General features: G+C 58.6%; 22 protein-coding genes. 13 read left to right on the top strand and 9 right to left on the bottom strand.

Annotation, left to right across the window (positions count from 1 at the left end; translation table 11 throughout):
* Positions 1 to 49: 49 nt before the first annotated feature.
* From ectB to SIC19_RS09620, 6 genes are all read right to left on the bottom strand, one after another.
* A complete protein-coding gene (gene ectB / locus SIC19_RS09595) occupies positions 50 to 1,318 on the bottom strand; it encodes a diaminobutyrate--2-oxoglutarate transaminase (protein ID WP_075196331.1) in 1,269 nt (422 codons plus the stop codon).
* Positions 1,319 to 1,449: 131 nt separating this feature from the next.
* Complete coding sequence (gene ectA / locus SIC19_RS09600) at positions 1,450 to 1,965, bottom strand: diaminobutyrate acetyltransferase (RefSeq protein WP_075196332.1); 516 nt, start codon at positions 1,963 to 1,965, stop codon at positions 1,450 to 1,452.
* Between the two features lie 149 nt (positions 1,966 to 2,114).
* Positions 2,115 to 3,077, bottom strand: coding sequence for a metallophosphoesterase family protein (locus SIC19_RS09605; protein ID WP_075196333.1), 963 nt, complete (start codon positions 3,075 to 3,077; stop codon positions 2,115 to 2,117).
* Positions 3,078 to 3,088: 11 nt separating this feature from the next.
* Positions 3,089 to 4,492, bottom strand: a complete 1,404-nt coding sequence (locus tag SIC19_RS09610) for a sodium:solute symporter family transporter (protein ID WP_007154860.1) — start codon at positions 4,490 to 4,492, stop codon at positions 3,089 to 3,091.
* A 186-nt stretch (positions 4,493 to 4,678) separates the two neighbouring features.
* Positions 4,679 to 5,641, bottom strand: a complete 963-nt coding sequence (locus SIC19_RS09615) for a radical SAM protein (RefSeq protein ID WP_041332820.1) — start codon at positions 5,639 to 5,641, stop codon at positions 4,679 to 4,681.
* Positions 5,642 to 5,717: 76 nt separating this feature from the next.
* Entirely contained in the window at positions 5,718 to 7,907 is a 2,190-nt protein-coding gene (locus tag SIC19_RS09620) for an FAD-dependent oxidoreductase (protein ID WP_075196334.1), read from the bottom strand.
* A 219-nt stretch (positions 7,908 to 8,126) separates the two neighbouring features.
* Between SIC19_RS09620 and SIC19_RS09625 the strand changes: the two genes are divergently transcribed.
* The 9 genes from SIC19_RS09625 to SIC19_RS09665 all read left to right on the top strand — a co-directional run bounded on the left by SIC19_RS09625 (position 8,127) and on the right by SIC19_RS09665 (position 14,676).
* A complete protein-coding gene (locus tag SIC19_RS09625; protein ID WP_007154863.1) occupies positions 8,127 to 8,747 on the top strand; it encodes an RNA polymerase sigma factor in 621 nt (206 codons plus the stop codon).
* On the top strand, positions 8,741 to 9,004 hold the full coding sequence (locus tag SIC19_RS09630; RefSeq protein WP_041332818.1) for a zf-HC2 domain-containing protein: 264 nt from the start codon (positions 8,741 to 8,743) through the stop codon (positions 9,002 to 9,004). The genes SIC19_RS09625 and SIC19_RS09630 overlap by 7 nt, the downstream gene beginning before the upstream one ends.
* A 147-nt stretch (positions 9,005 to 9,151) precedes the next feature.
* On the top strand, positions 9,152 to 9,562 hold the full coding sequence (locus SIC19_RS09635) for a hypothetical protein (RefSeq protein ID WP_007154865.1): 411 nt from the start codon (positions 9,152 to 9,154) through the stop codon (positions 9,560 to 9,562).
* 81 nt (positions 9,563 to 9,643) lie between these two features.
* On the top strand, positions 9,644 to 10,396 hold the full coding sequence (locus tag SIC19_RS09640) for a YiiX/YebB-like N1pC/P60 family cysteine hydrolase (RefSeq protein WP_041332814.1): 753 nt from the start codon (positions 9,644 to 9,646) through the stop codon (positions 10,394 to 10,396).
* Positions 10,393 to 11,064: a TVP38/TMEM64 family protein gene (locus tag SIC19_RS09645; protein ID WP_041332810.1), complete on the top strand. Its 672-nt coding sequence runs from the start codon at positions 10,393 to 10,395 to the stop codon at positions 11,062 to 11,064. Before SIC19_RS09640 ends, SIC19_RS09645 begins: the two co-directional genes overlap by 4 nt.
* Before the next feature lie 18 nt (positions 11,065 to 11,082).
* Positions 11,083 to 12,417, top strand: coding sequence for a DsbA family protein (locus SIC19_RS09650; protein ID WP_075196335.1), 1,335 nt, complete (start codon positions 11,083 to 11,085; stop codon positions 12,415 to 12,417).
* Positions 12,418 to 12,476: 59 nt separating this feature from the next.
* On the top strand, positions 12,477 to 13,232 hold the full coding sequence (locus SIC19_RS09655) for an amino acid ABC transporter substrate-binding protein (protein WP_075196336.1): 756 nt from the start codon (positions 12,477 to 12,479) through the stop codon (positions 13,230 to 13,232).
* A 26-nt stretch (positions 13,233 to 13,258) separates the two neighbouring features.
* Positions 13,259 to 13,933: an amino acid ABC transporter permease gene (locus SIC19_RS09660; protein WP_075196337.1), complete on the top strand. Its 675-nt coding sequence runs from the start codon at positions 13,259 to 13,261 to the stop codon at positions 13,931 to 13,933.
* Entirely contained in the window at positions 13,930 to 14,676 is a 747-nt protein-coding gene (locus SIC19_RS09665; protein WP_036201846.1) for an amino acid ABC transporter ATP-binding protein, read from the top strand. The genes SIC19_RS09660 and SIC19_RS09665 overlap by 4 nt, the downstream gene beginning before the upstream one ends.
* Before the next feature lie 26 nt (positions 14,677 to 14,702).
* Here SIC19_RS09665 and SIC19_RS09670 read toward each other — a convergent pair whose 3' ends face one another.
* Positions 14,703 to 15,545, bottom strand: coding sequence for a DUF547 domain-containing protein (locus tag SIC19_RS09670; protein WP_226909996.1), 843 nt, complete (start codon positions 15,543 to 15,545; stop codon positions 14,703 to 14,705).
* Positions 15,546 to 15,715: 170 nt separating this feature from the next.
* Here SIC19_RS09670 and SIC19_RS09675 point away from each other — a divergent pair, with 170 nt between their 5' ends.
* Positions 15,716 to 17,803 (top strand): TonB-dependent receptor, encoded by a 2,088-nt coding sequence (locus SIC19_RS09675; protein ID WP_075196339.1) that lies wholly within the window; start codon positions 15,716 to 15,718, stop codon positions 17,801 to 17,803.
* Positions 17,804 to 17,836: 33 nt separating this feature from the next.
* Here SIC19_RS09675 and SIC19_RS09680 read toward each other — a convergent pair whose 3' ends face one another.
* Both SIC19_RS09680 and SIC19_RS09685 read right to left on the bottom strand, forming a co-directional pair.
* The gene (locus tag SIC19_RS09680) at positions 17,837 to 18,754 is read right to left on the bottom strand and encodes a sucrase ferredoxin (RefSeq protein ID WP_075196340.1); all 918 of its coding nucleotides are present in this window, start codon (positions 18,752 to 18,754) and stop codon (positions 17,837 to 17,839) included.
* Positions 18,751 to 19,617: an ABC transporter ATP-binding protein gene (locus SIC19_RS09685; protein WP_075196341.1), complete on the bottom strand. Its 867-nt coding sequence runs from the start codon at positions 19,615 to 19,617 to the stop codon at positions 18,751 to 18,753. Before SIC19_RS09685 ends, SIC19_RS09680 begins: the two co-directional genes overlap by 4 nt.
* 111 nt (positions 19,618 to 19,728) lie before the next feature.
* On the opposite strand from SIC19_RS09685, the gene SIC19_RS09690 reads away from it, so the two are divergent.
* Genes SIC19_RS09690 through SIC19_RS09700 form a run of 3 tightly spaced genes read left to right on the top strand, consistent with a single transcriptional unit; the run spans position 19,729 to position 22,735 of the window.
* Positions 19,729 to 20,694, top strand: a complete 966-nt coding sequence (locus SIC19_RS09690) for an ABC transporter substrate-binding protein (RefSeq protein ID WP_075196342.1) — start codon at positions 19,729 to 19,731, stop codon at positions 20,692 to 20,694.
* Positions 20,688 to 21,692, top strand: a complete 1,005-nt coding sequence (locus tag SIC19_RS09695; protein ID WP_075196343.1) for a FecCD family ABC transporter permease — start codon at positions 20,688 to 20,690, stop codon at positions 21,690 to 21,692. The genes SIC19_RS09690 and SIC19_RS09695 overlap by 7 nt, the downstream gene beginning before the upstream one ends.
* Positions 21,689 to 22,735 carry a FecCD family ABC transporter permease gene (locus tag SIC19_RS09700; protein WP_075196344.1) on the top strand — a complete coding sequence of 349 codons (1,047 nt, stop codon included), beginning with the start codon at positions 21,689 to 21,691 and terminating at the stop codon, positions 22,733 to 22,735. The genes SIC19_RS09695 and SIC19_RS09700 overlap by 4 nt, the downstream gene beginning before the upstream one ends.
* Positions 22,736 to 22,750 lie beyond the last annotated feature (15 nt).

Consider the following 22,750-nt stretch of genomic DNA (forward strand, 5'->3'; position numbering starts at 1 on the left):
TGTTACCGTCGTTATCCTGCAGAATGAGTGTCGGGAGATGGCAGGCGTCTCAGGACGCCTTGCTCATTCCCTCCTGCATGATTTCGTCCACGCTTTGACCTAGAAGTTTAGCACCTTTGCGCAGATCGTCCTCGCTGGTGGTCAGCGGCATCAGGCATTTGATCACTTCGTCATTGGGGCCGCTGGTTTCAATAATCAGGCCCTTCTCAAAGGCACGACCGGTGATCTTGTCCGTCACTTCAGCGTCGGTGGCTTCAATGCCACGCATCATGCCCCGGCCTTTCATCTTGAACTCGCCCGGGTACTTGTCACAGATTGCCTGCAGCCCTTCAGCCAGAACCTCGGTCTTGGCTTTCACTTCATTGGCAAAGGCATCGTCTTTCCAGTAGGTCTCGACCGCTGCGCGGGCGGTTACAAAGGCCATGTTGTTGCCCCGGAAGGTGCCGTTGTGCTCGCCCGGCCCCCAGACATCAAGCTCCGGCTTGAACAGCACCAGGGCCATCGGCAGGCCGTAACCGCTCAACGACTTGGATACCGTTACGATATCCGGCTTGATGCCCGCAAATTCGAAACTGAAGAACTCGCCGGTACGGCCGTTCCCTGCCTGGATATCGTCGACGATCAACAGAATGTCGTACTTTTTGCACAGCTTCTCGAGGCCCTGCAGCCATTCAGCGCGGGCGACGTTCAATCCGCCTTCGCCCTGGACCGCTTCAACGATGACCGCTGCCGGCAGTTCAAAGCCGGAGGAGCCGTCGGACAACACCTTGTCCATGATTTCCAGGGTGTCTACGTTCTCACCCAGGTAGCCGTCATAGAACATGAAGTCCACATTCCCCAGCGGGGTGCCAACGCCACCACGGTGGTGCTTGTTACCTGTGGCCGCGACCGCGCCCATGGTGACGCCGTGGAAGCCATTGGTGAAGGACACGATGCCATTGCGGCCTTTCACCTTGCGAGCCAGTTTCAGGGCCGCTTCCACGCAGTTGGTGCCGGTAGGACCGGTAAACTGCATTTTGTAGTCCAGGCCACGGGGGTCCAGGATGTGCTTCTTGTACGACTCAATGAAATCGTGCTTGGCGGTGGTAAACATATCCAGGCCCTGGCTGACACCATCGCTTTCAATGTACTCGAGCAGCGCTTTCTTGAGAATGTCGTTGTTGTGGCCATAGTTCAGTGACCCGGCGCCGGCCAGGAAGTCCAGGTATTCCTTGCCATCTTCGGTGTACAGGTGCGCGTTCTTGGCACGGTTAAAGATCACCGGAAAGGCACGGGAATAAACGCGTACTTCGGATTCGGTCGACTTGAAAAGTTCCATTGTCTTGCCTCTTAGCATGTCAGGTTCGAGGTAACTGTGCGGTAGCACGTTGGTTGAAGCCGTTGTGACAGATTCACCTCAGCAATCTGCCGGCTAGTCCAAACAGGGGGATCGGTCGTTCGGGAAGGCTGCTACGCCGTCTTTGTGAAAGGCCCGATGCGGAGCAGGAACTCGGAGTCGTGCTTGCCGCCAAAGTGGGTGTCTTTCTCAAAGTGCTCGTGGTAAGTCAGTTCAGCACCCATGTCACGGGCAAAGGACCGGAACAGCGCCCAGGAAGCCTCATTGTCTTCAGTGATGGTGGTTTCCATGTGGGTCACGTCTTTACACGCGTCCCTGGCCACAATCGCCTTCAACATCCGCTTGGCAAGACCTTGCCCACGACCTTTCTCGTGAACGGCCACCTGCCAGACAAAAACGGTTTTGGGCTGTTGGGGGGGAATATATCCGGAAATAAAGCCGACCAGATCGCCGTCTATCTCCGCGGCCACGCCGGTTTCGGCAAAATGGCTGCACTGCAGGAGGTTGCAGTAGATCGAGTTAGGGTCCAGCGGGGGGCATTGTGCCACCAACTGGTGAAGCCTGTAGCCATCATCCTTGACCGGCGTGCGGAGGGTGATGGCGGTGGTATTCGAGCCTTCTGATGTCATAACGTGATCGATTCGCCTCAAAAAGTTAGCGTTAAATTATATAGACCACAAAATATATTTCAAGTCGGCGCTCTGGGGCCGCCAGCCCCGATGGCTACCTCTCACCTTCAGAATAGACATTATTACACCAACCGCCAGTGACAAATTCGTTACCCTATAGAGCCCCTTCCAGGGGGAAACGTAATATCGTCTGCGGTTATCGAAGTCCCTCCAACGATCCGGTCCCGGTACGACACAGCGGCGGCCGAACCCGCCGGCCAGAGCCGGTCAAACTGCTCTAACCAGGCGTCGACGTCATAGTCCACGGGTAACAGTGAGACATTCAGGCCCTGCCGCTCAAGACCGGCAACCGGCTCAGCCACGGGGCTCGCCAGACCGATCCGGGTGATCAACCCACGGGGGTCCTGCCGCAGATTCCCCATTCCGGCTGCCCCGTTGTTGGCAACCACACAACGTCGCTCGTTCACCATTCCCGACCACAGTACTGGCAGGCAGGTGTGGGTGGAGACAATCACATCAGCACCGCTGGCCAGGAACCACTCCGTCAGCTTCGCCTCGTTACCAGCCACAAAGGATTCATAGGCCAACCCCCAACCGGCGAGGGACTCCGGATCGCCGTGAATCACCAAAACCTTTAGGCCTCCAAATATCAGGCAACGGTAACGGGGTAAGAGGGATAACCGCGCCTGAATATCGGAATGCTCCCCGGCCACCCCCTGCAGCCGCCCCATAATGGCGTTGGAACGTGCCACGACGCCCTCATCCACGAAATCCGGATAGGCACAACCGCAGCCGGCGCCATCATTGGGGTTGGCCAGTTCATAATCCACGTTGCCCAGGCTGACGGTGTGCTCCAGCACCCGATTGTTGATCTCCCGGAACAGCCCGTCGGTGGCGTTAAACCAGTTAAAATCCCCGTTAAACACCAACGTCACCCGGCGACCCTGTCGCTCCTCCGCCCGTGCCAATCGCTCGATTTCATCCAGGGCAAGGGGATTTCCGTACAGGCCACCGATAACATACAGCACGTCCCCGGCCACCTGTTGCGGCTCAGCACACAGCGACGCCGGATCGTAGCGATACGCCAGCGGACAACTCCGGCCCTCGGTCACGACACCACCTCCTAAACCTCCCCGGCCGCCAGAGAGCGCCCGGCAAGTCGGCGGACGACCAGCGGCACAAAGAAACCGGCGGTGCAGATCAGGAAGCCGTAGGCGTTTACACCCAGCAGCATGGCGTATTTGCCGTCACCGATGGCCCAGCTGGCGGGAATCAGCCCCGTTGCCAGCAGCACACCCAGACCCAGGCCGGTCCAGAAACTGAGATGAAAGCTCCAGGGCGACCAGCGGGTAAAACCGTAAAACAGGAACACCGGTGCCAGCCCCATCACCATGGTGCCGGAAATGGTGGTGGCCTTGAGAATATCGGTGCCGGCAAACATCGGCAGGTTACCCAGCAGTGCGAACACAATCATGATGACCGCGCCCACGCGAACGCTCGGCAAGCGGTCTTTGGCACGTTTCGCCAGCCGTGGCAGATCCACCGCCAGGGACTTGGCCAGTGAACTGAATGTGGAATCCAGCGTGGAGCCGGCGGAGGTCATCATCACCACACTCATGAAGAAGAGCGCCGCCAACCCAAGCGATTGTCCGACAGCCGCGGGCGCATTACCCATGGCCTCAATGCCATTGAGCCGTGCGTGAACACCGACGAGGCTGAAGATGAACACCGCCACAAAGCCCAGCAGTCCTGCCACCACGAAGCTCTTCAACATCGTTTTTTCCTTGTTCACAAAGCCGCGGTCGGTTAGCACCGGATCGTGGAAGGGGTAGCTGAACATCTGCAACAGCGCGACGAGCAACAGGTCAAAGCCGGCATTGAGCTTGAACTCACCGTCGGTGAGCAGGGCACTGGTGTCATTGGCCGGCACAATCAGGAACAGCACCGCGCCGACAAAGAACACAAACACGAACGCCTGAATCACATCCGTGAATATCGACGACCGCAGGCCACCTTTCAGGCTGTAGGCGAGAGTAAAGACGGTAAACAGCATCGCCGCGGAGTAGTACTCCCACTCACCCGGCAGCCCGAAATAGCCGCCCACCACGGCGGTGTTACTCCAGACTTCGTTATACAGACGGATCAGGATGGCCGCCGCAAACGCCAGACTGGCCAGCCGGCCAAAGCGCGACGTGAGGAAATCCTGCAGGCTGCGGGCACCGGTCTGGGTCCGAATCAAATAGATGATGTAGCCGGCCACGGGAATCGACAGCCAGTAACTGGCGTACGCCAGACCGCCGGTGACACCATAAGCAGCCCCCAGGTTGGCCGCGTTGGTCACCGACTTGGCAAAGATCCAACTGATGAAAATACTCGCCGTCAGCGACCACTGACTTACCGGGTTACCCTGATCATCCGCACCTTTATAGAACGAATTGGCGTTTTTGCTCTTGGGCGACAACACATACATCACCACCCCATAAACCACCAAAAACCCCCAAAACAGGGTCGCTTCCGTGAAATTCATCGTCTGTCTTTTCCTCGTCCGTTCTTTGTTCTAATCCAGCGAATTGCAGTCATTCAACCGCGGTCTGGGGGTGGTGTTTTATTTCCGCCAGGAAAAAGGTGTCTGAACAAAGCGAGTTCTTTTTCTCAAGGAAATAAAACACCACCCCCAGACCGCCAACTCCCAGCAACCAGTCCTAAAAAAGAATCACCCAGGCGCCGAACAACTAGCCCCAAACCGATAACAGGCAAAACACCGGTGATGCCGCAACATAATCCGCTCATCCATGCTCTCCGCCAGTGTCCCGCCAAGGTCATACTGCGGATCGTCATCCACCAACGTACAGGCATACACCCGCACCCGGTCATCCCGCTTCACCAGCATGCGCGTATAAGTGCACATGAAGTGCGACCGTGCCTCTTTGGTGGGGTATTTCTCCATGCAGGTTTCGGTAATCTCCGGGCTGCCGTCTTCTGAGCCGGGCGTCCCCAGATCAGGGAACGCGGTGAATGCCAGCGTTTCAGGAATGCCCCAGTCCCGCAGAATCTCGCGGAAAGCCGCTTCCACATCCGCCGGAATCTCCTCCGGATCGGTCTGGCGAGCAATCGATACCTGAAAACCCTGGTCGACCAGCCAGCGAATCCCCTCCAATGCCTTATCGAAACTGCCTTCACCCCGGTCCACGTCATGCCGGGCCCGGTCAGGGAAGTCCAGGCTGACGCGGAAATGGATCGGGTACGCGTTGTCCAGTAACGGCAGCACCTGATGACGGCGTTTGAGCAGCGGATCCGTGGCATTGGTCAGGACAAAGCAGGGACGGTGCTGGCTGGCGTAATCGAGGATATTGATGAAATCCTTGATCACGAAAGGCTCACCGCCGGTGAAGGAGAACTGCTCCACCCCCATATCCAGGGCTTCGTGAATAAAGGGTTTCACGTCGCTCAACTTCATGCCCGGAATACGGCCATCGCCGGGGTGTGACCCTTCCAGGCAAAACGGGCAGGCCAGGTTGCAGGCGGTGCCGGTATGAATCCACAGTTCCTTGAGCTTGTCGGAATCAATGTAGCCGCGCGGGTCGCCGTTGCGGGTGTGGGTCCAGCTGTCGCGGGCCCTCGGTTCCAGCACTTCCACGGCGGGAATACGTCTTTCGGCGGTTTGGGTCAGGGGCATAGCTGCTCCGTGTTGACGATGAATCTATGAGTGCCAAAAAAGGTGCAGGCCCTGTAACACCTGCACTTATTCTGTTTTACGTTGTTACTTCCCGGCCGGCCTTGTCGCCGGTCTGTTTGCCACGGCGCCAGCCGTGAAGTTTCTCAAGCAGTTTGAGAATGCCCTGGGGTGCGTGTTCGCGCTTCCACTCTCCAGCGGCATACTTGGCTGATTCGTTCCAGGTCGGGTAAGGGTGGATAGTGCCCAGAATTTTGTTCAGGCCCAGGCCGTGCTTCATGGCCAGGGTGAACTCGGCCAGTATCTCGCCGGCGTGCACACCGACCACGACGGCACCCAGAATCTTGTCCTTCCCTGGCGGCGTGAGCACCTTGATAAAACCGTAATCCTCACTCTCAGCAATGGCACGATCCAGGTCGTCCAGGCCATAGCGGGTGACTTCGTAAGCCACACCTTTTTCCTTGGCTTCGGCCTCGCTAAGGCCGACCCTGGCCACTTCCGGCGAGGTAAAGGTCACCCAGGGCATCACCCGGTAATCCACCTGGAAACGCTTGAACTCGCCAAACAGACCGTTCACTGCCGCGTACCAGGCCTGGTGAGCCGCCGCGTGGGTAAACTGATAGGGCCCGGCCACATCGCCACAGGCGAAGACGTTGGGGAAGCGCATACTCATGTCTTCTGCCACTGGCACAGTGCCATTGGGCAGGGTTTCCACCCCTATCTTTTCCAGCCCCAGGCCGTCAGTTCGAGCGGCACGACCAACAGCAACCAGAACCTGGTCAAACACGATCCTCACGCGCTCGCCGTTGAACTCGCAGTAGGCCACCTTTTCTCCGTCCTCGACAGCGAACTCCTTGGCGGCGTGGTTAAGCCGCAGATCAATGCCATCCTGTTCAAACTGTTTCCGGATGACCTCGGAGACATCGGCGTCTTCCTTGGCCAGCAAACGCTCGCCCATTTCCACCTGGATCACCTTGCTGCCAAGCCTCGCAAAGGCATGGGCCAGTTCCGAGCCAATGGGGCCGCCACCAAGTACCAGCAAGCGCTCAGGCTGGGTCTGCAGGGACCATAGATTGTCCGATGTCAGCGGCTCCATGTCCGCCAAACCGGGAATGGGCGGCACTGCCGGCTTGCCCCCAGTGGCCACCACAATACTGCGCGCGGTCAGGCGCTCGGTGTGACCGTCGCTATGGACCACTTCCAGCTCCCAGGGCGATACGAAGCTGGCGGTACCGGAGATGCAGTCAACACCCAGTTTGCGGAAGCGCTCGGGCGAGTCGTGGGGTTCCACCTTGGCGATGACTTCTTTCACCCTCGCCATGATATTGGCAAAGGAGCCTTTTACCGGTACCGACTCCAGGCCATAACGATTCGCCTGGCGCAGGGTGTCGGCCGCCTTGGCACTGCGAATCAGCGCCTTGGACGGTACGCAACCGGTGTTGAGGCAGTCTCCGCCCATTTTGTCTTTCTCGATCAGCGCCACCTTGGCCTTAACCGCTGCGGCAATGTACGCCGACACCAGGCCCGCCGAGCCACCGCCAATCACCAGCAGGTTGTAATTAAACGACTCTGGTTTCTGCCAGCCGGCGTACACCCGGCGCTTGCGAATGAAACCGACAACAAACTTGGCGATCAGCGGGAACACCCCCAACAGCGCGAAAGACAGCAGAATATTGGCGGACACAATGTCGCTGGTGGTTTCAATCGTCGACAGCTGAGTGCCGGCGTTTACATACACAAAGGTACCCGGCAGCATCGCCGCCCAGCTCACCAGAGCGTAGGTCTTCAGCTTCATGGCGGTCAGGCCCATCGCCAGGTTAATCAGGAAGAACGGAAATACCGGTACCAGACGCAGGGTGGCAAGATAGAACGCACCGTCTTTTTTGATGCCACGGTCCATCTTTGCGACGGTTTCCGCGTACTTCTCCCGCAAGGTATCCCGCATCAGAAACCTGGCCACCAGGAACGCAAGTGAGGCACCGATGGTCGATGCGATGGATACTGCAACCAGACCATAGACATTACCGAAAAAGGCACCGCCGGCCAGCGTCATGATCGCGGCACCGGGCAGCGACAGCGCCGTTACCACCACATACACTCCAGCAAACCCAAGCACCGCCGCCAGCAAATTCTGATTGATCCACTGTTCAATGGCAGACTGGTGTTTCTGCAGGTTTTCCAGCGTGAGTATCTCGTGACCGCCAAAACTGACAAACAGTGCAACCACGACACCGATAACCAGCAGCAAAACGAGCTTTTTGGAGTTCATAGCTAAATCCATAAATTAAAAGTGAAAACGGTTGCTCTGAGAGACACGCCAAAGCGCTGGATGTTACAGCAGCCAGGGTCTAAAATTTTTTTGAGCAGTGACTCATCATTACTGGAACTAATGGCTGCGACTATAGACATACCATTGTCCAGGCCGCTCTGGATGTCCAATAACATGTTTATAACAACGCTCTAACGCGGGTGTCCTGGGGTATACGGAATGGAAACCACAACGCACCAATCTGACGACGACATCCTCATCACCGGCCTGAAGTCGGGGAACCAGGGCGCCTTTCGCGAGGCTGTGCGTTTATACACCCCTGGCATGATGGCCGTCGCCCGCTTTTACCTTGATCACGCCTCGGCAGAGGAAATTGTCCAGGATTGCTGGGTGACGGTTATCGACGCCGTTCAGACATTTGAGGGCCGTTCCGGCCTGAAGACATGGTTGCACCGTATCGTGGCAAACCGGGCCAAGAATCATCTCCGAAAGACCAAGAGGGAAGTGAACGCGGATTTTTCGGAAGCGCTGGACCCGGACCTCGCCGCCCGCTTTGCGCCCAATGGTCGCTGGGCCACACCGCCGAGCCTGAAAACCAATGAGTCCGCCCAGGCACTGATGGAGAACGGTGCACTGAGCGACTGCCTTGATCGACACCTGTCCGCACTGCCGGAAACACAACGATCAGCATTGATGTTGTACGAAGCGCATCAGCACAAATCCGACGACGTGTGTAACATTCTGGATGTCAGCGCCTCTAACCTGCGCGTGCTCCTGCATCGGGCACGGCAGAAAATCTTTCTGATGGTTGAGACATTTCAGGAGACAGGCGAATGTTAATGTGCCGGGATCTGGCTCGCATCGCCAGCGATTACATTGACGGTGAGCTGGGCACCGGGAAAGTAATGTCTGTGAAAATGCACCTGCTGATGTGCGGTCGATGTCGTAGCTTCATTGGCAGCCTGCGGGCCAGCATAGAGCTTATGAACGCCCACTCGAGCCAGCAGCTGGACGAAGATCTGGTACGCCGGATTGACGAACGTGTCAGTGAGTCGCTCAACGCTCGGCACTCCGGAAACGACACGTCGGACCCGTGATGCTCTTCGCTTTCGTTTAACGACACCCGCCCCTTCCGGACGTTACACCAGGCTCTGACAGAACCACTCTTTTCGCTTGCCAATGGAACTCCCACACCGCCGCTCTGTCTCTGGAACGATCATTCAAAATTCGAAAGGAGATATGGAATGCCCAAGCAGTTACCCCTTGCCCTGCTGTTACTTCGACTTGGTGTTTTCGTTGTTTTTCTGGTCTGGACCCTGGATAAACTGGTTCAGCCCGAGCACGCTATCAAGGTTTTCGATTCATTCTACGGGCTCGATGGCCTTGGCGAGACAGCCGTCTACCTCATCGGCATCGCACAACTTGTGCTGATACTGATGTTTGTTGCTGGCCTTCTGAAAACCTGGACTTACGGCGCACTCCTGATCTTCCACGGTGCTTCCACCCTGTCCTCATTCGCGAAATACCTGCAGCCTTTCGATAACCTCCTGTTCTTTGCGGCCTGGCCCATGCTCGCCGCATGCGCGGCGCTGTATCTGCTTCGTGATTACGATACGCTTACGCTTTCGAGGCAACCGGCTCCCACTGCTGCGTAAAACGGCGCCAGGGCGTTGTAACAGTCAGTCCGGTTGTTTGTCCTTGTTGCTATCAACCTACCGCCAACAACCGGAGTACCGATGCTACTGAACTGGCTGTCACGGCGCCTGACCACCTATCTTTCAAAGCAGGTCACCCAACACTCGGTGCGCACCTCCGCCTGGGAGGCCCTGGAAAAAACTCTTCAGCCCGGCGACGTTTTACTGGTGGAGGGAAATACGCGAATCAGTGTAGCCATCAAGTACCTGACTCAGTCAACCTGGTCGCACGCCGCCCTTTACCTGGGACCGAACGCGGGCCTTGGCGCCGCCGGCAATGGCGAGCCACATGTACTGATCGAGGCGGATCTTGAGGAAGGTATTCGCCCGCTTTCGCTGTCGGCATACCGCAACACCCATACCCGCATCTGTCGCCCGGTCGGACTCACCGACAATGATATCGACAAGCTTGTGGATTACTCGAAAAGCCGGCTCGGCCACCAGTACGACCTGAAAAACGTCTGGGATCTGGCACGCTACCTGTGCCCGACGCCACCGGTACCGTCCCGTTACCGACGTTCGCTTCTGGCCCTTGGCAGCGGTGATCCCACGCGGGCGATCTGCTCCACATTCATCGCCGAGGGATTCCAGGCCCTCCGTTACCCGATACTGCCCGTAAGCCTGTCCGAATCAGAAGGTGATCCGGCTTGCGACGCGCAAAAGCGCGAGTACTTCCGGATTCGCCACCATTCTCTATTTGCGCCCCGGGATTTCGACGCCTCCCCCTATTTCGACGTCGTTAAACCCACGCTGGAACAGGGGTTTGATTACCGGGGGTTCCGGTGGGCGGAATGACACTGAGAATCGCCATCGTTGTTGTGGTAATGGCTGCCCTGGCAGGTGCCTGGTGGCTGCTGCAGATATTGGGAATACCTGCGGACCTGTCTCCAGATGCCCTTGCACAATGGCTGAAAAGCCAGGGGGCTGCCGGCCCACTGTTGCTGATGCTGCTGATGACGATGGCGGTTGTGATAGGCCCGATTCCCACACTTCCGGTCAGTGCAACCGCAGGTCTGGCGTTTGGTGTGCTTGAGGGAACCGCCATTGCAGCAACCGGTGCCCTGCTGGGCGCCATGGCGGCGTTCTGGGTTGCCCGTTGCCTCGGACGCGAGGTGATCTGCAAACGTTTTCCGGACAACCCTGTGCTTGCACGGGATGGCTCGCAACGCTTTCTCACCATTGCCATCCTGCTGACCCGGCTGATACCCGTTTTCTCGTTCGCCCTGATCAGTTACGCCGCCGGCGTCACTGCCATACGCGCCTGGCGCTTTGCGATTGCCACCTTCGTTGGCATGCTGCCAATGACGGTGGTGTTTGCAGGCCTGGGGAACACGTTCACGTTGAATCCGGTACTTACCGTCGCCGCAGGCGCGATTATCCTGGCAGTGATGGTATGGTTGCCGTGGTCCATCAGCCGAAACCCCGGCTCGCAGCTGGCGCGCTGGCTTCAACTTAACCAATAACAACAAAGAGACGACCTTATGCGCCGTCCGGTCAAAGCCGATGTTATGCCCTGGCTCGCCCGTGCCCTTTCCAGTGCGCCCAGATACGCTCTGCAACGATCCCTTCACAACATACGGGCAAAAACGCGGGGTGAGAGCGATCTTGTCCAGGTGTTCGTAAACCCCCGAGACCCATTTGGGCTGCCCCTGTTGCAGGCGCTTATCCAGCTACAGGAACGTTTTTATGTGCGTTTCCGGGTCCATACTGTCTGGCAACTGGACGACAACATGTACCCCGAGCCGGCTCTCTGGCGCACCTGGGCGCAACAGGACGCCACAAGGCTCGCACAACTATACGGCTTCACGCCTCCAGACCGGCCGACGGCGCCCTCCGAGACCGAACTGACGACAGCCACGGCCCGTCTGCTCAATGCAGAAAAAACCGGTGAAGGGCTGATAACCGCCGTGCGTGTGCTGGAAGATCTATGGCATTCACATTCCGGCTCGCCACCGGACACAGCGCCCGCAAGGTATGACCACGCACAGCTGTCCGAGAATGAACGGTTGCTCCGGAGGCTAGGGCACTATCAAGGCAGCATGACGAGGTACCTGGGTGAATGGTTCTGGGGTGTGGACCGCCTGGATCATCTTGAGCGGCGTCTAAACGAACAGGGACTGAACCGGGACGTCCCCGATGCGGTCCTTTTCACGCGCACATGGTCCGATTTGATGAGTAGCAGCCCCAGCCCGGCTGACGGCCATCGAGCGACCACCACCCTTGAGGTCTTCTTTTCCATCCGCAGCCCATACTCCTATCTGGGCCTGGAGCGAGCAGTCCAGTTGGCCAAGGCGTGGAATATTCCTCTTCAACTGAAACCGGTTCTGCCCATGTTGATGCGCGGGCAGTCGGTACCGGATGCCAAAAAGTGGTACATCTTCCACGACACCAAAAGGGAAGCCAACAAACTGGGCATTCCGTATGGTTTCGTCGCCGATCCTTTGGGGCCGGGCGTGGAAAGATGCTATGCCTTGTTCGAATACGCCCGCTCACTCGGTCGCGAGACCGACTACATGCTGGCCTACGCCAGGGCCGTCAATGCCGAAGGCATCCGCTCCGAAACCGATGCCGGTCTGAAAGTAATCGTCGAACGAGCCGGCCTGGACTGGCAGAAAGCCAAGGCTTTATTGAACGATCAAAGCTGGCGTGAGTGGGCGGAAAACAACCGCAAAGCCATGTATGACTGCGGGCTATGGGGCGTTCCCAGCTTCCGTTACGGGGAGGTCAGCTGTTGGGGGCAGGATCGGTTGTGGGTGATCGAAAAGAGCATCGTCGCGGCTACCGCGACTCTCAATAAACGCCAAGGGCGCGTATGATAACTCCATGCTCGTCCCAACGTGGGCCGTGAAGGCGACAAACTCTGGAAGGAGGTTCTATGAAAACACTATTGATTCATTCGTTGATCATCGTATCCATGATGGTAAGTGCTCCTGCTCTTGCCCAGGGAGACCCCTTGAGAGTCGGAATGTCCGGCCAGTATTTCCCGTTTACCTTTGTGGAGCAGGATACCCTCAAAGGGTTTGAAGTTGATGTGATGAACGCAATTGGCAAGGAAATGGGGCGTGAAATCCAGTACCAGACCGCCAACTTCTCAGGCCTGTTTGGCATGTTGGAATCCGGGCGCATCGACACCGTTGCCAACCAGATCACCATCACCGAGGAGCGCCAGAAGGCCTACATTTTCAGCGAACCGTATGTCTATGACGGTGCTCAGGTAGTAACCAAGGAAGGCAACACCGAGGTCGAGGGTGTGGAAGATCTGAAGGGTAAAACCGTCGCGGTGAATCTGGGCTCCAACTTCGAGGCCCTGTTGCGGGAACTGCCCTATGCAGACCAAATCAACATCAAAACCTATGAGAGCAATCTGGAGCGTGATACCGCTCTGGGTCGCGTGGACGCCTTCGTTATGGACCGGGTCAGTGCCAGCCAGATCATCAAGGAGAAGCCACTGCCGCTGGAGCTCGCCGGCCCAACGTTCTCCCAGATCACCAACGCCTACCCGTTTCGCGACACGGACGCCGGACGAGCGCTGCGTGATGAAGTAAACGCAGCCCTGACAGCCCTGCGTGACAACGGAACCCTGGCCTCCATTTCAGAGAAGTGGTTCGGCACCGACATCACCCAGCCCTGAGGGGCGCCACCAAGGCCTGACTCGCTATGGACGTGTTGAACGTCGAATACATGCTTGGGCTGGTACCTGTGTTGCTCGGGTACCTGCCCCTCACCCTGCAACTGGCCGGCGTCGGGATGGTGCTGGCGCTGATCCTTGCCTGCCTGTTCGCCGTCGTCCGGGTGCTGCGCATCCCGGTGCTCAATCAGCTGACCATCGTGTTCATTTCCTTTTTCCGGGGCACTCCGCTGCTGGTGCAGTTGTTCCTGTTCTATTACGGGCTGCCGCAACTGGTCAGTGCATTGACGGTCATAGACGGCGTTACGGCGACCATCATGGGCCTGACCATGCATTTTTCGGCGTACATGGCGGAATCGATACGTGCCGCCATCGTGGGTGTGGACCGCAGCCAGACCGAAGCCGCCCTGTCGATCGGCATGACCAACGGCCAGCTGATGCGACGGATAGTGTTGCCCCAGGCCACACGTGTGGCACTGCCCACGCTGATGAACTACTTCATCGACATGATCAAGGCCACCTCCCTGGCATTTACCCTGGGGGTTACCGAGCTGATGGGTGCCACCCAGAAAGAGGCCGCCGGCAGTTTCCTGTACTTCGAGGCCTTCATTGTTGCCGCCATCATGTACTGGATCGTTGTTGAGATGCTCTCCAAGCTTCAGCACTACCTGGAAATCCGTCTGAACAAGGCCTACAGCCGATGATCAAACTGGAATCACTGAGCAAACATTTTGGCAAGGCCGTGGTTCTCGACGGCATCGATCTCGCCATCGAAGAAGGTGAGATCGTGGTGATCATCGGTCCCTCAGGGACCGGAAAATCCACCCTGTTGCGCTGCGTCAACTTTCTGGAACAACCCACCAAAGGCACCATGACCGTGGGTGATCTGACCGTGGACGTGAACCGCGCCAGCCGCGCGGACATTCTCTCCATGCGCCGGCGAACCGCGTTCGTTTTCCAGAACTATGCCCTGTTCTCCAACAAGACCGCGTTGCAGAACATCGCGGAACGGTTGCTCGTGGTGGATCGCTGGCCGAAAGAAAAAGCCTACCAGCGCGCACGGGAGATACTTGATCGGATCGGCCTCGCCGACAAGGCAGATGCCTATCCGGCGTCCATGTCCGGCGGACAGCAACAGCGGGTCGGTATCGGCCGTGCCATGGCAACGGGCGCGGAAGTCATCCTGTTTGACGAGCCCACCTCGTCACTCGACCCCGAGTGGGTGGAAGAAGTGCTGGGGCTGATGAAACAGTTGGCCTCGGAACGCCAGACCATGATGGTGGTTACCCACGAAATGTCCTTCGCGCGGGACGTGGCCGACCGTGTGATCTTTATCGACGGAGGTCGAATCGTGGAGCAGGGGCCTCCCAGTGAGATTTTCCATAATCCCAAGGACCCACGAACCAAGGACTTTCTGAAGAAAATCCTGGCCACCAATCCGGTATGAACGGCGGTCGGGCCGACCAACACCGATTATCGGAATTCAGAAAAATTGTCGGGCTTGTTAAGCGCCCAGTCGTAATCGATGTACTCCATCGCAGACGTTTGCGCGACGCGACTCGCCACTGACGCATCCGCCCAGGCCCTGATAAACGCCTTTGGTGTTCCCGATGCCTCTTCGAAATCCGTCGCGTACCACTTGAACAGTTCGGTGACATACGCTGTATCAGTATCGATCCTCAGATGCCGATCCGTATTGAACGCACGCCGGGTATTCTCTGCCAGCAGGTTTTCCAGATTGTCAGCCGTGTAGACAGTCTCCCGCAATGGCGGGCAGCCAACGGACGCACAATTCACCGCGAAGTGTACCCGCGCGTCTTTCCACCCTTTATCTGCGTATTCCTCCCCAAGAAGGATATCCTTCTCCATCTGGTTCAGGCTGTATTCCTGTCCGCCTATCTCAAACTTTTCCCGGTCAAAAACACTGTCCACAAAGGGATTGACGCGACCGCCGTAGTCCCAGACCGAGTCGACGAGTTCTCCGTCCGGTCGCTCAGTCAGGATCTGGTCGATCATGAAGAAATTATAGGCGTTGAGCCAGAAGGCGACGGATTCAGCCTCGCCATCGAGGGTGCCGGTATCGAAATCTGCAAGGCGGTCACGCTGATCCGCCAGCAGGCCGTCGGTCTGCGATGAGGCCAGGGCCGCCTCATAGTCAAATGCAGAAACCAGGCCACCGTCGGTCGTTGTCGACTCTGTCAGGTACTGTGTTAGCAGACGCTGAAACGGGTCAAACGTTGCTTCAGCGGCGGCAGCGGTCACCGGCATGATGACGGCGAACATCATCAGGCCTATCAATCGTCCAGGTTTGTTCACGTCACTCTCCACAGGTCTAAAGGTTCCGAAGGTCTACAGGTTCATCGACTTTGCTCTTTCACCGACACGAAAAGCCGGCCATTGTTACAATGCAATTAGTATTGATAATCGATTACATTTAGTTTAGTTTCCGCATCGTGACGAAAAACAACCATCAGGTGCCGAGAACCATGCTCAAACAACCCAACCCTCTTCGCTATTCCCTGATCTTCGCGCTTGGATGCGCCACAACCGCAACTGCTCAGGAAGGCACCGATCAGGCACCGAAATCTCTTGATACACTTGAAGTAACCGCCACTCGCGGTCTCGACTCCCTCAACGTTAACCCCGGTGCGGTCACCGTGGTTGACCGCGACGCCATCGACAAACAGTCCTCATTGGGTGGCAACGTGGGCGATATTCTGGCCAAAACCGTTCCAGGCCTGTCGCCCTCTACCCACGGTTTAACCAGTGTGGCGCAGACGCTGCGTGGCCGAAACCTGTTCGTACTGATTGACGGCATCCCCCAGACCATCAGCCTGCGCGACGGGCTTCATTCCCTGAACTCCATTGACCCGTCATCGATCGAGCGCATCGAAGTGATCCGGGGCTCCAATGGTGTGTACGGCTTTGGCGGTACCGGCGGCATCATCAACATCATCACCCGCAAGAACGAGAAAGGCGCCCCCCTATACCGCACCGAACTGAATGGTGGTTTCTCGACCGAGCACATCAAGGACAGCGAACAATTCGGGCTATCCCAGAGCGTGACCGGTGGCTCAGGAGCCCTTGACTACCAGCTCCGAGGCTCCTACGAAAAACGCGCTAATGTCTTCGATGCCGATGGCGACCGCATCCCGCCGGACCCGAACGGCCAGGGTGGCATTGCCGACTCCCGCGAGTTCGACGTGCTGGCAAAGCTCGGCTTCGACCTGGACGCCGACAAGCGCCTGGAACTGACCACCAGCTACTACGACATCAAGCAGGACACCAATTACGTCCTTGAAGCGGGCGTGTACGGCGAGCAGAAAACCCGCGCCGTCAAAGGCGACCCGGGCGGCGAGGATCAGGGCACTGAAAACCTGAACGTGAACCTGACCTACAGCGACCAGCAACTGTTCGGCAATACCTCACTGGGTGCGCAGCTGTATTATCGCGACTACATGACCCGATTCGGGTACTTCGCCACCTTCTATCCCGGCGGTGGACAGTCGCTGACCGAATCGGAGCGCATCGGCTCCCGTCTGGACTTTGAAACGCCGTTTGACGTCATGTCTGGCGCCAAGTTGCTCTGGGGCCTGGACACCCTGATGGAAACCACGGCCCAGCCCCTGGAAGACGGGCGGACGTTCGTACCTGAAATGGACCAGAACAGTGTGGCGCCGTTCCTGCAGGCGGAACTTCGGCTGAATCCGAAGTGGACCGTTAATGCTGGTGTCCGCTACGAAAAATTCTGGTTCGAGGTGGACGACTACACCACGGTGTTTGGTGCAGACGTCGAAGGCGGTGAGCTGGAGTACAGCGAAACGGTCTTCAATACCGGGGCCCGATACCAGGTGAACGATGTCTGGGCAGCCACCGCCAGCTTCTCTCAGGGCTTCACGGTGCCGGAGATTGGCCGCACCCTGCGCCAGCCCCAGCAGGGCACATCGCTGGATCAGATCCGCCCTGAGCCACAGGTGGTCGACAACTACGAGGTTGGCACCGAGGCCGTCTGGGATCGCGCCGATCTTGCACTGACGCTGTTCTACAGTGAGTCGGAACTGGGAACCAGCCTTGCGGCAGCCAACGCCAACGAGCCCATTCCCGTGCTGCGCAGCCCTGAACGTATCTACGGTTTCGAGGCAGAGCTCAACACCTATCCCACCCGCGACCTGAGTGCCGGCGGCACCTTCACCTGGATGGAAGGCAAAGTCGATTCTGACGATGATGGCAGCTACGACACCTATCTTGCCGGCAACCGGATTTCACCACTCAAGCTCACCGGCTATGTGGAACACGATACTACTGCGCGCTGGAGCAATCGCCTGCAGGCCATGGTCGTGGGTGATCGCGACCGCTTTAGCGGTAGCGGTTTTGGCCAGGGCGAGGTGGAGTCCTTCACGGTTCTGGATCTGACCAGCACCTGGCGGACCGGCAACGGGGATATCACCCTGGCCATCAACAATCTGCTGAATGAGGATTACTTCCCGGTGATCTCGCAGATCTACAATTTCGACACCCAGTACACCACTGCACCCGGCCGATCGGTGATGGTCAGTTACGGGGTCGACTGGTAAACGGAAGACTGGCAGAACCACACATAAGGCCGCTCAAAGCGGCCTTATGTTTTTTACCACCCAGCAAAGCGACGCCGTAGGGCCCTCGTCCAGGTCCGCACAGGTATCGACGCGCACGACCTCCATGGTGCCGCATCGGGCTGTCAGTGCCCCGGAATCATCATTCGACGCCCAGTCCACTTGCACCACAACCTCCTTGCTGTCATCACAGGAAGCTTCCGGACCAACTGACAGTGCCGCACAAATGTTTCTGTCAGAAAGCCACTCCAGGGCGGAGATTTCAGCGCACTGTTGGGCAGGCGTCAGCAGCGACTGGCCACGATAACAGGGCAGGTAGGGAAGGCCATCTGCCTCATGCTGCAGAAAAGGCAGCACCTGTTCCGGCGCAACGCGGCCGTATTTACGCATGGACGGGAACACCATGATGCTCGCCGCAAGCCGGCATCCGCCCAGATGGGAACTTTCCCAGACCTCAAACGGCAGGTCCCGGTCTGCGACTGTACGGGCGAGCTCCTGATAGGTCGCATATCCAAACTTGGCACAGCACTTGTCCTTGCGGCCATGGGTGCAACACAGCACCAGGGAGTCGGTCATCGCTGCGCCGGCCCACCCACTCAGGTCGTTGCCGGACGCCAGGGCCTCCAGAAACGCCGGCAGGTCACGCCGCTCAACGTCAAAGCTGCGGCCTTCCGGCAACAGGTAAAGCCGGTGACTGTGCTCCGGACGACCACGCTGGTGAATCAGGTTCACCCGCCGTCCACTGGCCGCAAGACGATTGATCCGTGATGCCAGGTCGTCATCCATATCACGGGCGATTCGCAGGCTTCGCGACCACTTCGGCCGCGGCCAACTGATCAGCAGATTGCTCTCGGCATGGGTTGCTGTGCCGGCAAGAGGATCGCCGGCCTCAATACTGTCGACAGTACAGAACCGATGGACGGAGGCACTCATGCCGTTGCCGCCGGCGAGGTGAAGGAAGCAGTCTCTGCCACGGTTCGTTTTACCGGCACACAAACAGGCCGGCCCGCCAAAGGTTCACGGATGACCTGGGCATCAAGATCAAACACCTGCTTGAGGTTGTCGGCGGTAAACACGGTCTCCGGTGGGCCGTCGTGCAGAATCCGGCCCGCCTTCATCATTACCAGCCGGTCGGCGTAGGCCGCCGCCAGGTTGAGGTCGTGGAGCACTACCAACAGCGTCCGCCCCTGTGTGTGCGCCAGGGATACCAGCAGTTCCAGCAGGTCCACCTGTACCTTCAGGTCCAGAAACGTGGTGGGTTCATCAAGCAAAAGCAGATCGGTTTCCTGGGCCAGCACCATGGCAATCCAGCAGCGTTGACGCTGCCCGCCACTGAGCGCATCCACCGGCCGGTCGGCAAACGTCGCAACATCAGCCACCCTCATGGCCTCCTCAACAGCGGCTTCGTCGCGCCGGGACCACTGGCGCATCAGGCTCTGATAGGGGAAACGTCCAAGCCCTACCAACTCCCTGACAGTCAGCCCATCCGGTGCGGTGGGGCTCTGTGGCAGTATTCCGAGCCGTTGCGCGACGGTGCGGGTGGGCTGACGATGGATATCGCTGCCGTCAAGAAACACCTTGCCGGCGCTGGGGGCCAGAGTTCGGGCCAGGGTTTTCAGCAGGGTGGACTTGCCCGAGCCATTCGGTCCCAACAGAACGGTGACACTGCCCTCACGCACCGTGAAATCCACGTCCGTCAGCACCTGCCGGCCGTCGTATCCCGCGCACACTGAGTCACCCCGCAGTCGCGGCTGGCGATCGTAATCCGGGGATGGGGAATGTCGATTCAGGGGCATATTAGAGTCGCTTTCGAGTGAAGTCAGATGATATTATCTCCCATTCTCATTATCAAATTGACCCCATCAAATCAGCCCATAGTTGCTGTCCGCTAAACAACCGGATTTATCATGCACCGCTACGCCAGCTTCCTGCTGCTCGTTACCTGCTTCTTTCAATTCCCCGCAGCAATCGCTGCCATCGCTACCATCCCAACTACTCCGGTAACCACCGTGGAGCATGCCCTTGGTGAAGCAACCATCACGGGCCGGCCAGATCGCGTGATATCCCTGTATCAGGGCGCCACCGATACCGCTGTGGCGCTGGGGATCGAACCCATAGGCGTGGTGGAGTCCTGGACCGAAAAGCCGATGTATCAGTATCTGCGTGAAGACCTTCAGGGCGTGACCTATCTGGGACTTGAAACCCAGCCTGACCTGGAGCGCATCGCCTGGCTGTCGCCGGACCTGATTGTCGGCGCCAGAAACCGGCATCGCACCGTCTACCCCCTGCTGGAGCGCATCGCGCCCACGGTCATACCGGGCGATGTCTACGACTTCAAGGCGCTGCTTACGATGATGGCAAAGGCCACCGGCCGCACGGCTCGCGGTGAGGAATTGCTGAAGCGCTGGCAGGAACGGGTTGCGGATTTCAGAACCCGCATCCGCCAAAAGCTGGGTGAACAGTGGCCTCAGGAGGTGGCAATCCTGAGCTTTCGGGCCGACCATGCCCGCATCTACTATGGCGGCTTCGCCCGCTCCGTGCTGGACGAGCTTGGCTTCTCCGCCCCAGCCTCCCATCGCCAGGAAAGCTGGGGCATAAAACTCACCAGCCAGGAAAGCATCCCGGCCATGGACGCCGAAGCCGTCTTCATCTTCATGGAGGACGATCCCGCCGTTCAGCGCACGTTCAACACCTGGTCCAGCCACCCCCTATGGAAAAACCTGAAGGCCGTGCGGCAAAACGACGTCTATCAGGTGGACCCGGTCACCTGGAACATGGGCGCTGGTATTATTGCCGCCAATCGGATGCTGGACGAACTCTACCAGCACTACGACCTTCACCAACCTGAACATCAGGGGTGCCCACGATGCTGACCACCCCACCGGCAAAAACGCTGGGCGCCATACTCTGCCTGGGACTGCTGCTGGCCGCGACGGTATCAAGCCTGATATTCGGACACATTCCTGTGTCACTGGAGATGCTGATCAACAGCCTGACGGACTACGATCCCGGATCCCTCGAACATCTGGTCATTCACTCGGAACGCTTTTCGCGAACCGTGACCTCCGTGGTCGTAGGTGCCGGCCTGGCCATTGCCGGAGCGCTGATGCAGACGCTGACCCGCAACCCACTGGCGTCACCCGGCATTCTCGGCATCAATGCCGGCGCCATGTTTTTCGTGGTTGTCGGCGCCACGCTGTTTTCGCTGACCTCGCCATCGCAACTGGTATGGGCCGCCTTTACCGGCGCCGCCACGGCCGCCGTGCTGGTGTATTTCCTGGGGCAGGAAGCCGGGCGCGGTGTTTCGCCCGTGCGCACGGTGCTCGCCGGCGTCGCGGTGACAGCGCTGTTTGTCTCCTTTGCCCAGGGGTTGCTGATCCTCAACCAGGACCGTTTCGAAAGCATCCTGTTCTGGCTGGCGGGTTCCGTTTCAGGGCGCGACCTGGATGCGATAGCGCCATTGTTGCCGCTGTTCGGCGGCGCCCTGATCCTCGCGTTGCTATTGTCCCGGCAACTGAACCTGCTCGGGCTGGACGATGAGGTCATCCGCGGCCTGGGGCTCAGAGTAGGGCAGGTGCGATTGTTGATCGGTCTGGTGGTGATTGTCCTGGCAGGCACTTCGGTGGCCATGGCGGGGCTGATCGGCTTTGTCGGCCTGATCGTGCCACACATGGCTCGTGGCCTCTTTGGCACGGATCATCGCTGGCTGCTACCCCTGTCGGCCATTATTGGCGCCACGCTGCTGCTGGCAGCCGACACCCTCGCCAGGCTGGTGATACCACCCCAGGAGATTCCCGTGGGAGTCATGACAGCGCTGCTGGGCACACCGCTGTTCCTCCATCTCGCCCGACACGTGAGGAAAGTATCGTGAGCCGAACCCTGATACTTCGCTCCCGTAACGACCACTGGTCGATCAAACTCAATACCAGGGTTCTGGTGGTCACCAGTGTGCTCGCAGTGTTACTGGCTGTCAGCAGTGTTCTCGCGCTTACATCCGGCAGCCATCCCACCTCGGTTACAGACGTACTCGCCACCCTGGCCGCCCCGGATCAGTCAGAGCTGGCACTGATTATTCTGGAAATTCGCCTGCCCAGAATACTCATGGCCATACTGGTGGGCGCTGCTCTGGGCTCAGCCGGTCTCATCCTGCAAGGTCTGGTGAGAAACCCGCTGGCGTCACCGGATGTCATTGGCATCACCAGTGGGGCGTCGGCCGCAGCGGTGCTGTTTCTCTGGCTCGGAGGTGTCACCGGTACCTCGCTGTTACTGGCGCCCGTCGCCATGGGGGGCGCCTTTGCCGTGGCCCTGGGCATTACGGCCCTGGCCTGGCAGGGGGGGATCAGCCCCGCCAGGCTGGTGCTGGTGGGCGTCGGGCTGGCAGCCGGGCTGACCGCAGTGACCACCCTGCTGTTGGTCCTGAGCCCCGATGCCACCGCAATGAACGCCTATATCTGGCTCACTGGCAGCCTCTACGCCTCGCAGTGGCACGACGTCACCGCCCTGGCTCCCTGGCTGATGGTGTGCTGGCCCCTGGCGCTGATCAAGCTCAGACACCTCGATGCACAATCCATGGGGGAAGATATGGCGCTGGGCCTGGGTAGCGCCCTACAGGGCCATCGTTTGCTGTTCCTGATGCTGGCAGTGGCCCTCGCCGGCTCTGCCGTGGCCTATGCCGGGGCGGTCGGGTTCATCGGCCTGATTGCGCCACACATGGCGCGACAACTCGTCAACAGTGGCCACACGGGGCTGTTGCCCATCGCGGCGCTGGTCGGCGCGTTGATTCTTCTCTATGCGGACTGGGTGGGTCGGGTAGCGTTCATACCCAGGGATCTACCGGCCGGCATTTTCGTTGCGGGCATCGGTGCGCCCTTCTTCGTGTACCTGCTGTACCGACTCAGGCGGGAACTGGGGTGACAGTAAAAGCCCGGA

This window comes from Marinobacter sp. MIT930201 (genome assembly GCF_047122665.1).
GTDB classification, from domain to species: Bacteria; Pseudomonadota; Gammaproteobacteria; order Pseudomonadales; family Oleiphilaceae; genus Marinobacter; species Marinobacter salarius.

What these genes read in the sequence shown, in the direction of transcription:
- SIC19_RS09620 (WP_075196334.1), bottom strand. Translation starts at nt 7,907, where the DNA reads ATGAACTCCAAAAAGCTCGTTTTGCTGCTGGTTATCGGTGTCGTGGTT.
- SIC19_RS09690 (WP_075196342.1), top strand. Translation starts at nt 19,729, where the DNA reads ATGCACCGCTACGCCAGCTTCCTGCTGCTCGTTACCTGCTTCTTTCAA.
- SIC19_RS09625 (WP_007154863.1), top strand. Translation starts at nt 8,127, where the DNA reads ATGGAAACCACAACGCACCAATCTGACGACGACATCCTCATCACCGGC.
- SIC19_RS09675 (WP_075196339.1), top strand. Translation starts at nt 15,716, where the DNA reads ATGCTCAAACAACCCAACCCTCTTCGCTATTCCCTGATCTTCGCGCTT.
- SIC19_RS09635 (WP_007154865.1), top strand. Translation starts at nt 9,152, where the DNA reads ATGCCCAAGCAGTTACCCCTTGCCCTGCTGTTACTTCGACTTGGTGTT.
- SIC19_RS09665 (WP_036201846.1), top strand. Translation starts at nt 13,930, where the DNA reads ATGATCAAACTGGAATCACTGAGCAAACATTTTGGCAAGGCCGTGGTT.
- SIC19_RS09610 (WP_007154860.1), bottom strand. Translation starts at nt 4,492, where the DNA reads ATGAATTTCACGGAAGCGACCCTGTTTTGGGGGTTTTTGGTGGTTTAT.
- SIC19_RS09645 (WP_041332810.1), top strand. Translation starts at nt 10,393, where the DNA reads ATGACACTGAGAATCGCCATCGTTGTTGTGGTAATGGCTGCCCTGGCA.
- SIC19_RS09680 (WP_075196340.1), bottom strand. Translation starts at nt 18,754, where the DNA reads ATGAGTGCCTCCGTCCATCGGTTCTGTACTGTCGACAGTATTGAGGCC.
- SIC19_RS09650 (WP_075196335.1), top strand. Translation starts at nt 11,083, where the DNA reads ATGCGCCGTCCGGTCAAAGCCGATGTTATGCCCTGGCTCGCCCGTGCC.
- SIC19_RS09640 (WP_041332814.1), top strand. Translation starts at nt 9,644, where the DNA reads ATGCTACTGAACTGGCTGTCACGGCGCCTGACCACCTATCTTTCAAAG.
- ectA (WP_075196332.1), bottom strand. Translation starts at nt 1,965, where the DNA reads ATGACATCAGAAGGCTCGAATACCACCGCCATCACCCTCCGCACGCCG.
- SIC19_RS09655 (WP_075196336.1), top strand. Translation starts at nt 12,477, where the DNA reads ATGAAAACACTATTGATTCATTCGTTGATCATCGTATCCATGATGGTA.
- SIC19_RS09685 (WP_075196341.1), bottom strand. Translation starts at nt 19,617, where the DNA reads ATGCCCCTGAATCGACATTCCCCATCCCCGGATTACGATCGCCAGCCG.
- SIC19_RS09615 (WP_041332820.1), bottom strand. Translation starts at nt 5,641, where the DNA reads ATGCCCCTGACCCAAACCGCCGAAAGACGTATTCCCGCCGTGGAAGTG.
- ectB (WP_075196331.1), bottom strand. Translation starts at nt 1,318, where the DNA reads ATGGAACTTTTCAAGTCGACCGAATCCGAAGTACGCGTTTATTCCCGT.
- SIC19_RS09695 (WP_075196343.1), top strand. Translation starts at nt 20,688, where the DNA reads ATGCTGACCACCCCACCGGCAAAAACGCTGGGCGCCATACTCTGCCTG.
- SIC19_RS09630 (WP_041332818.1), top strand. Translation starts at nt 8,741, where the DNA reads ATGTTAATGTGCCGGGATCTGGCTCGCATCGCCAGCGATTACATTGAC.
- SIC19_RS09660 (WP_075196337.1), top strand. Translation starts at nt 13,259, where the DNA reads ATGGACGTGTTGAACGTCGAATACATGCTTGGGCTGGTACCTGTGTTG.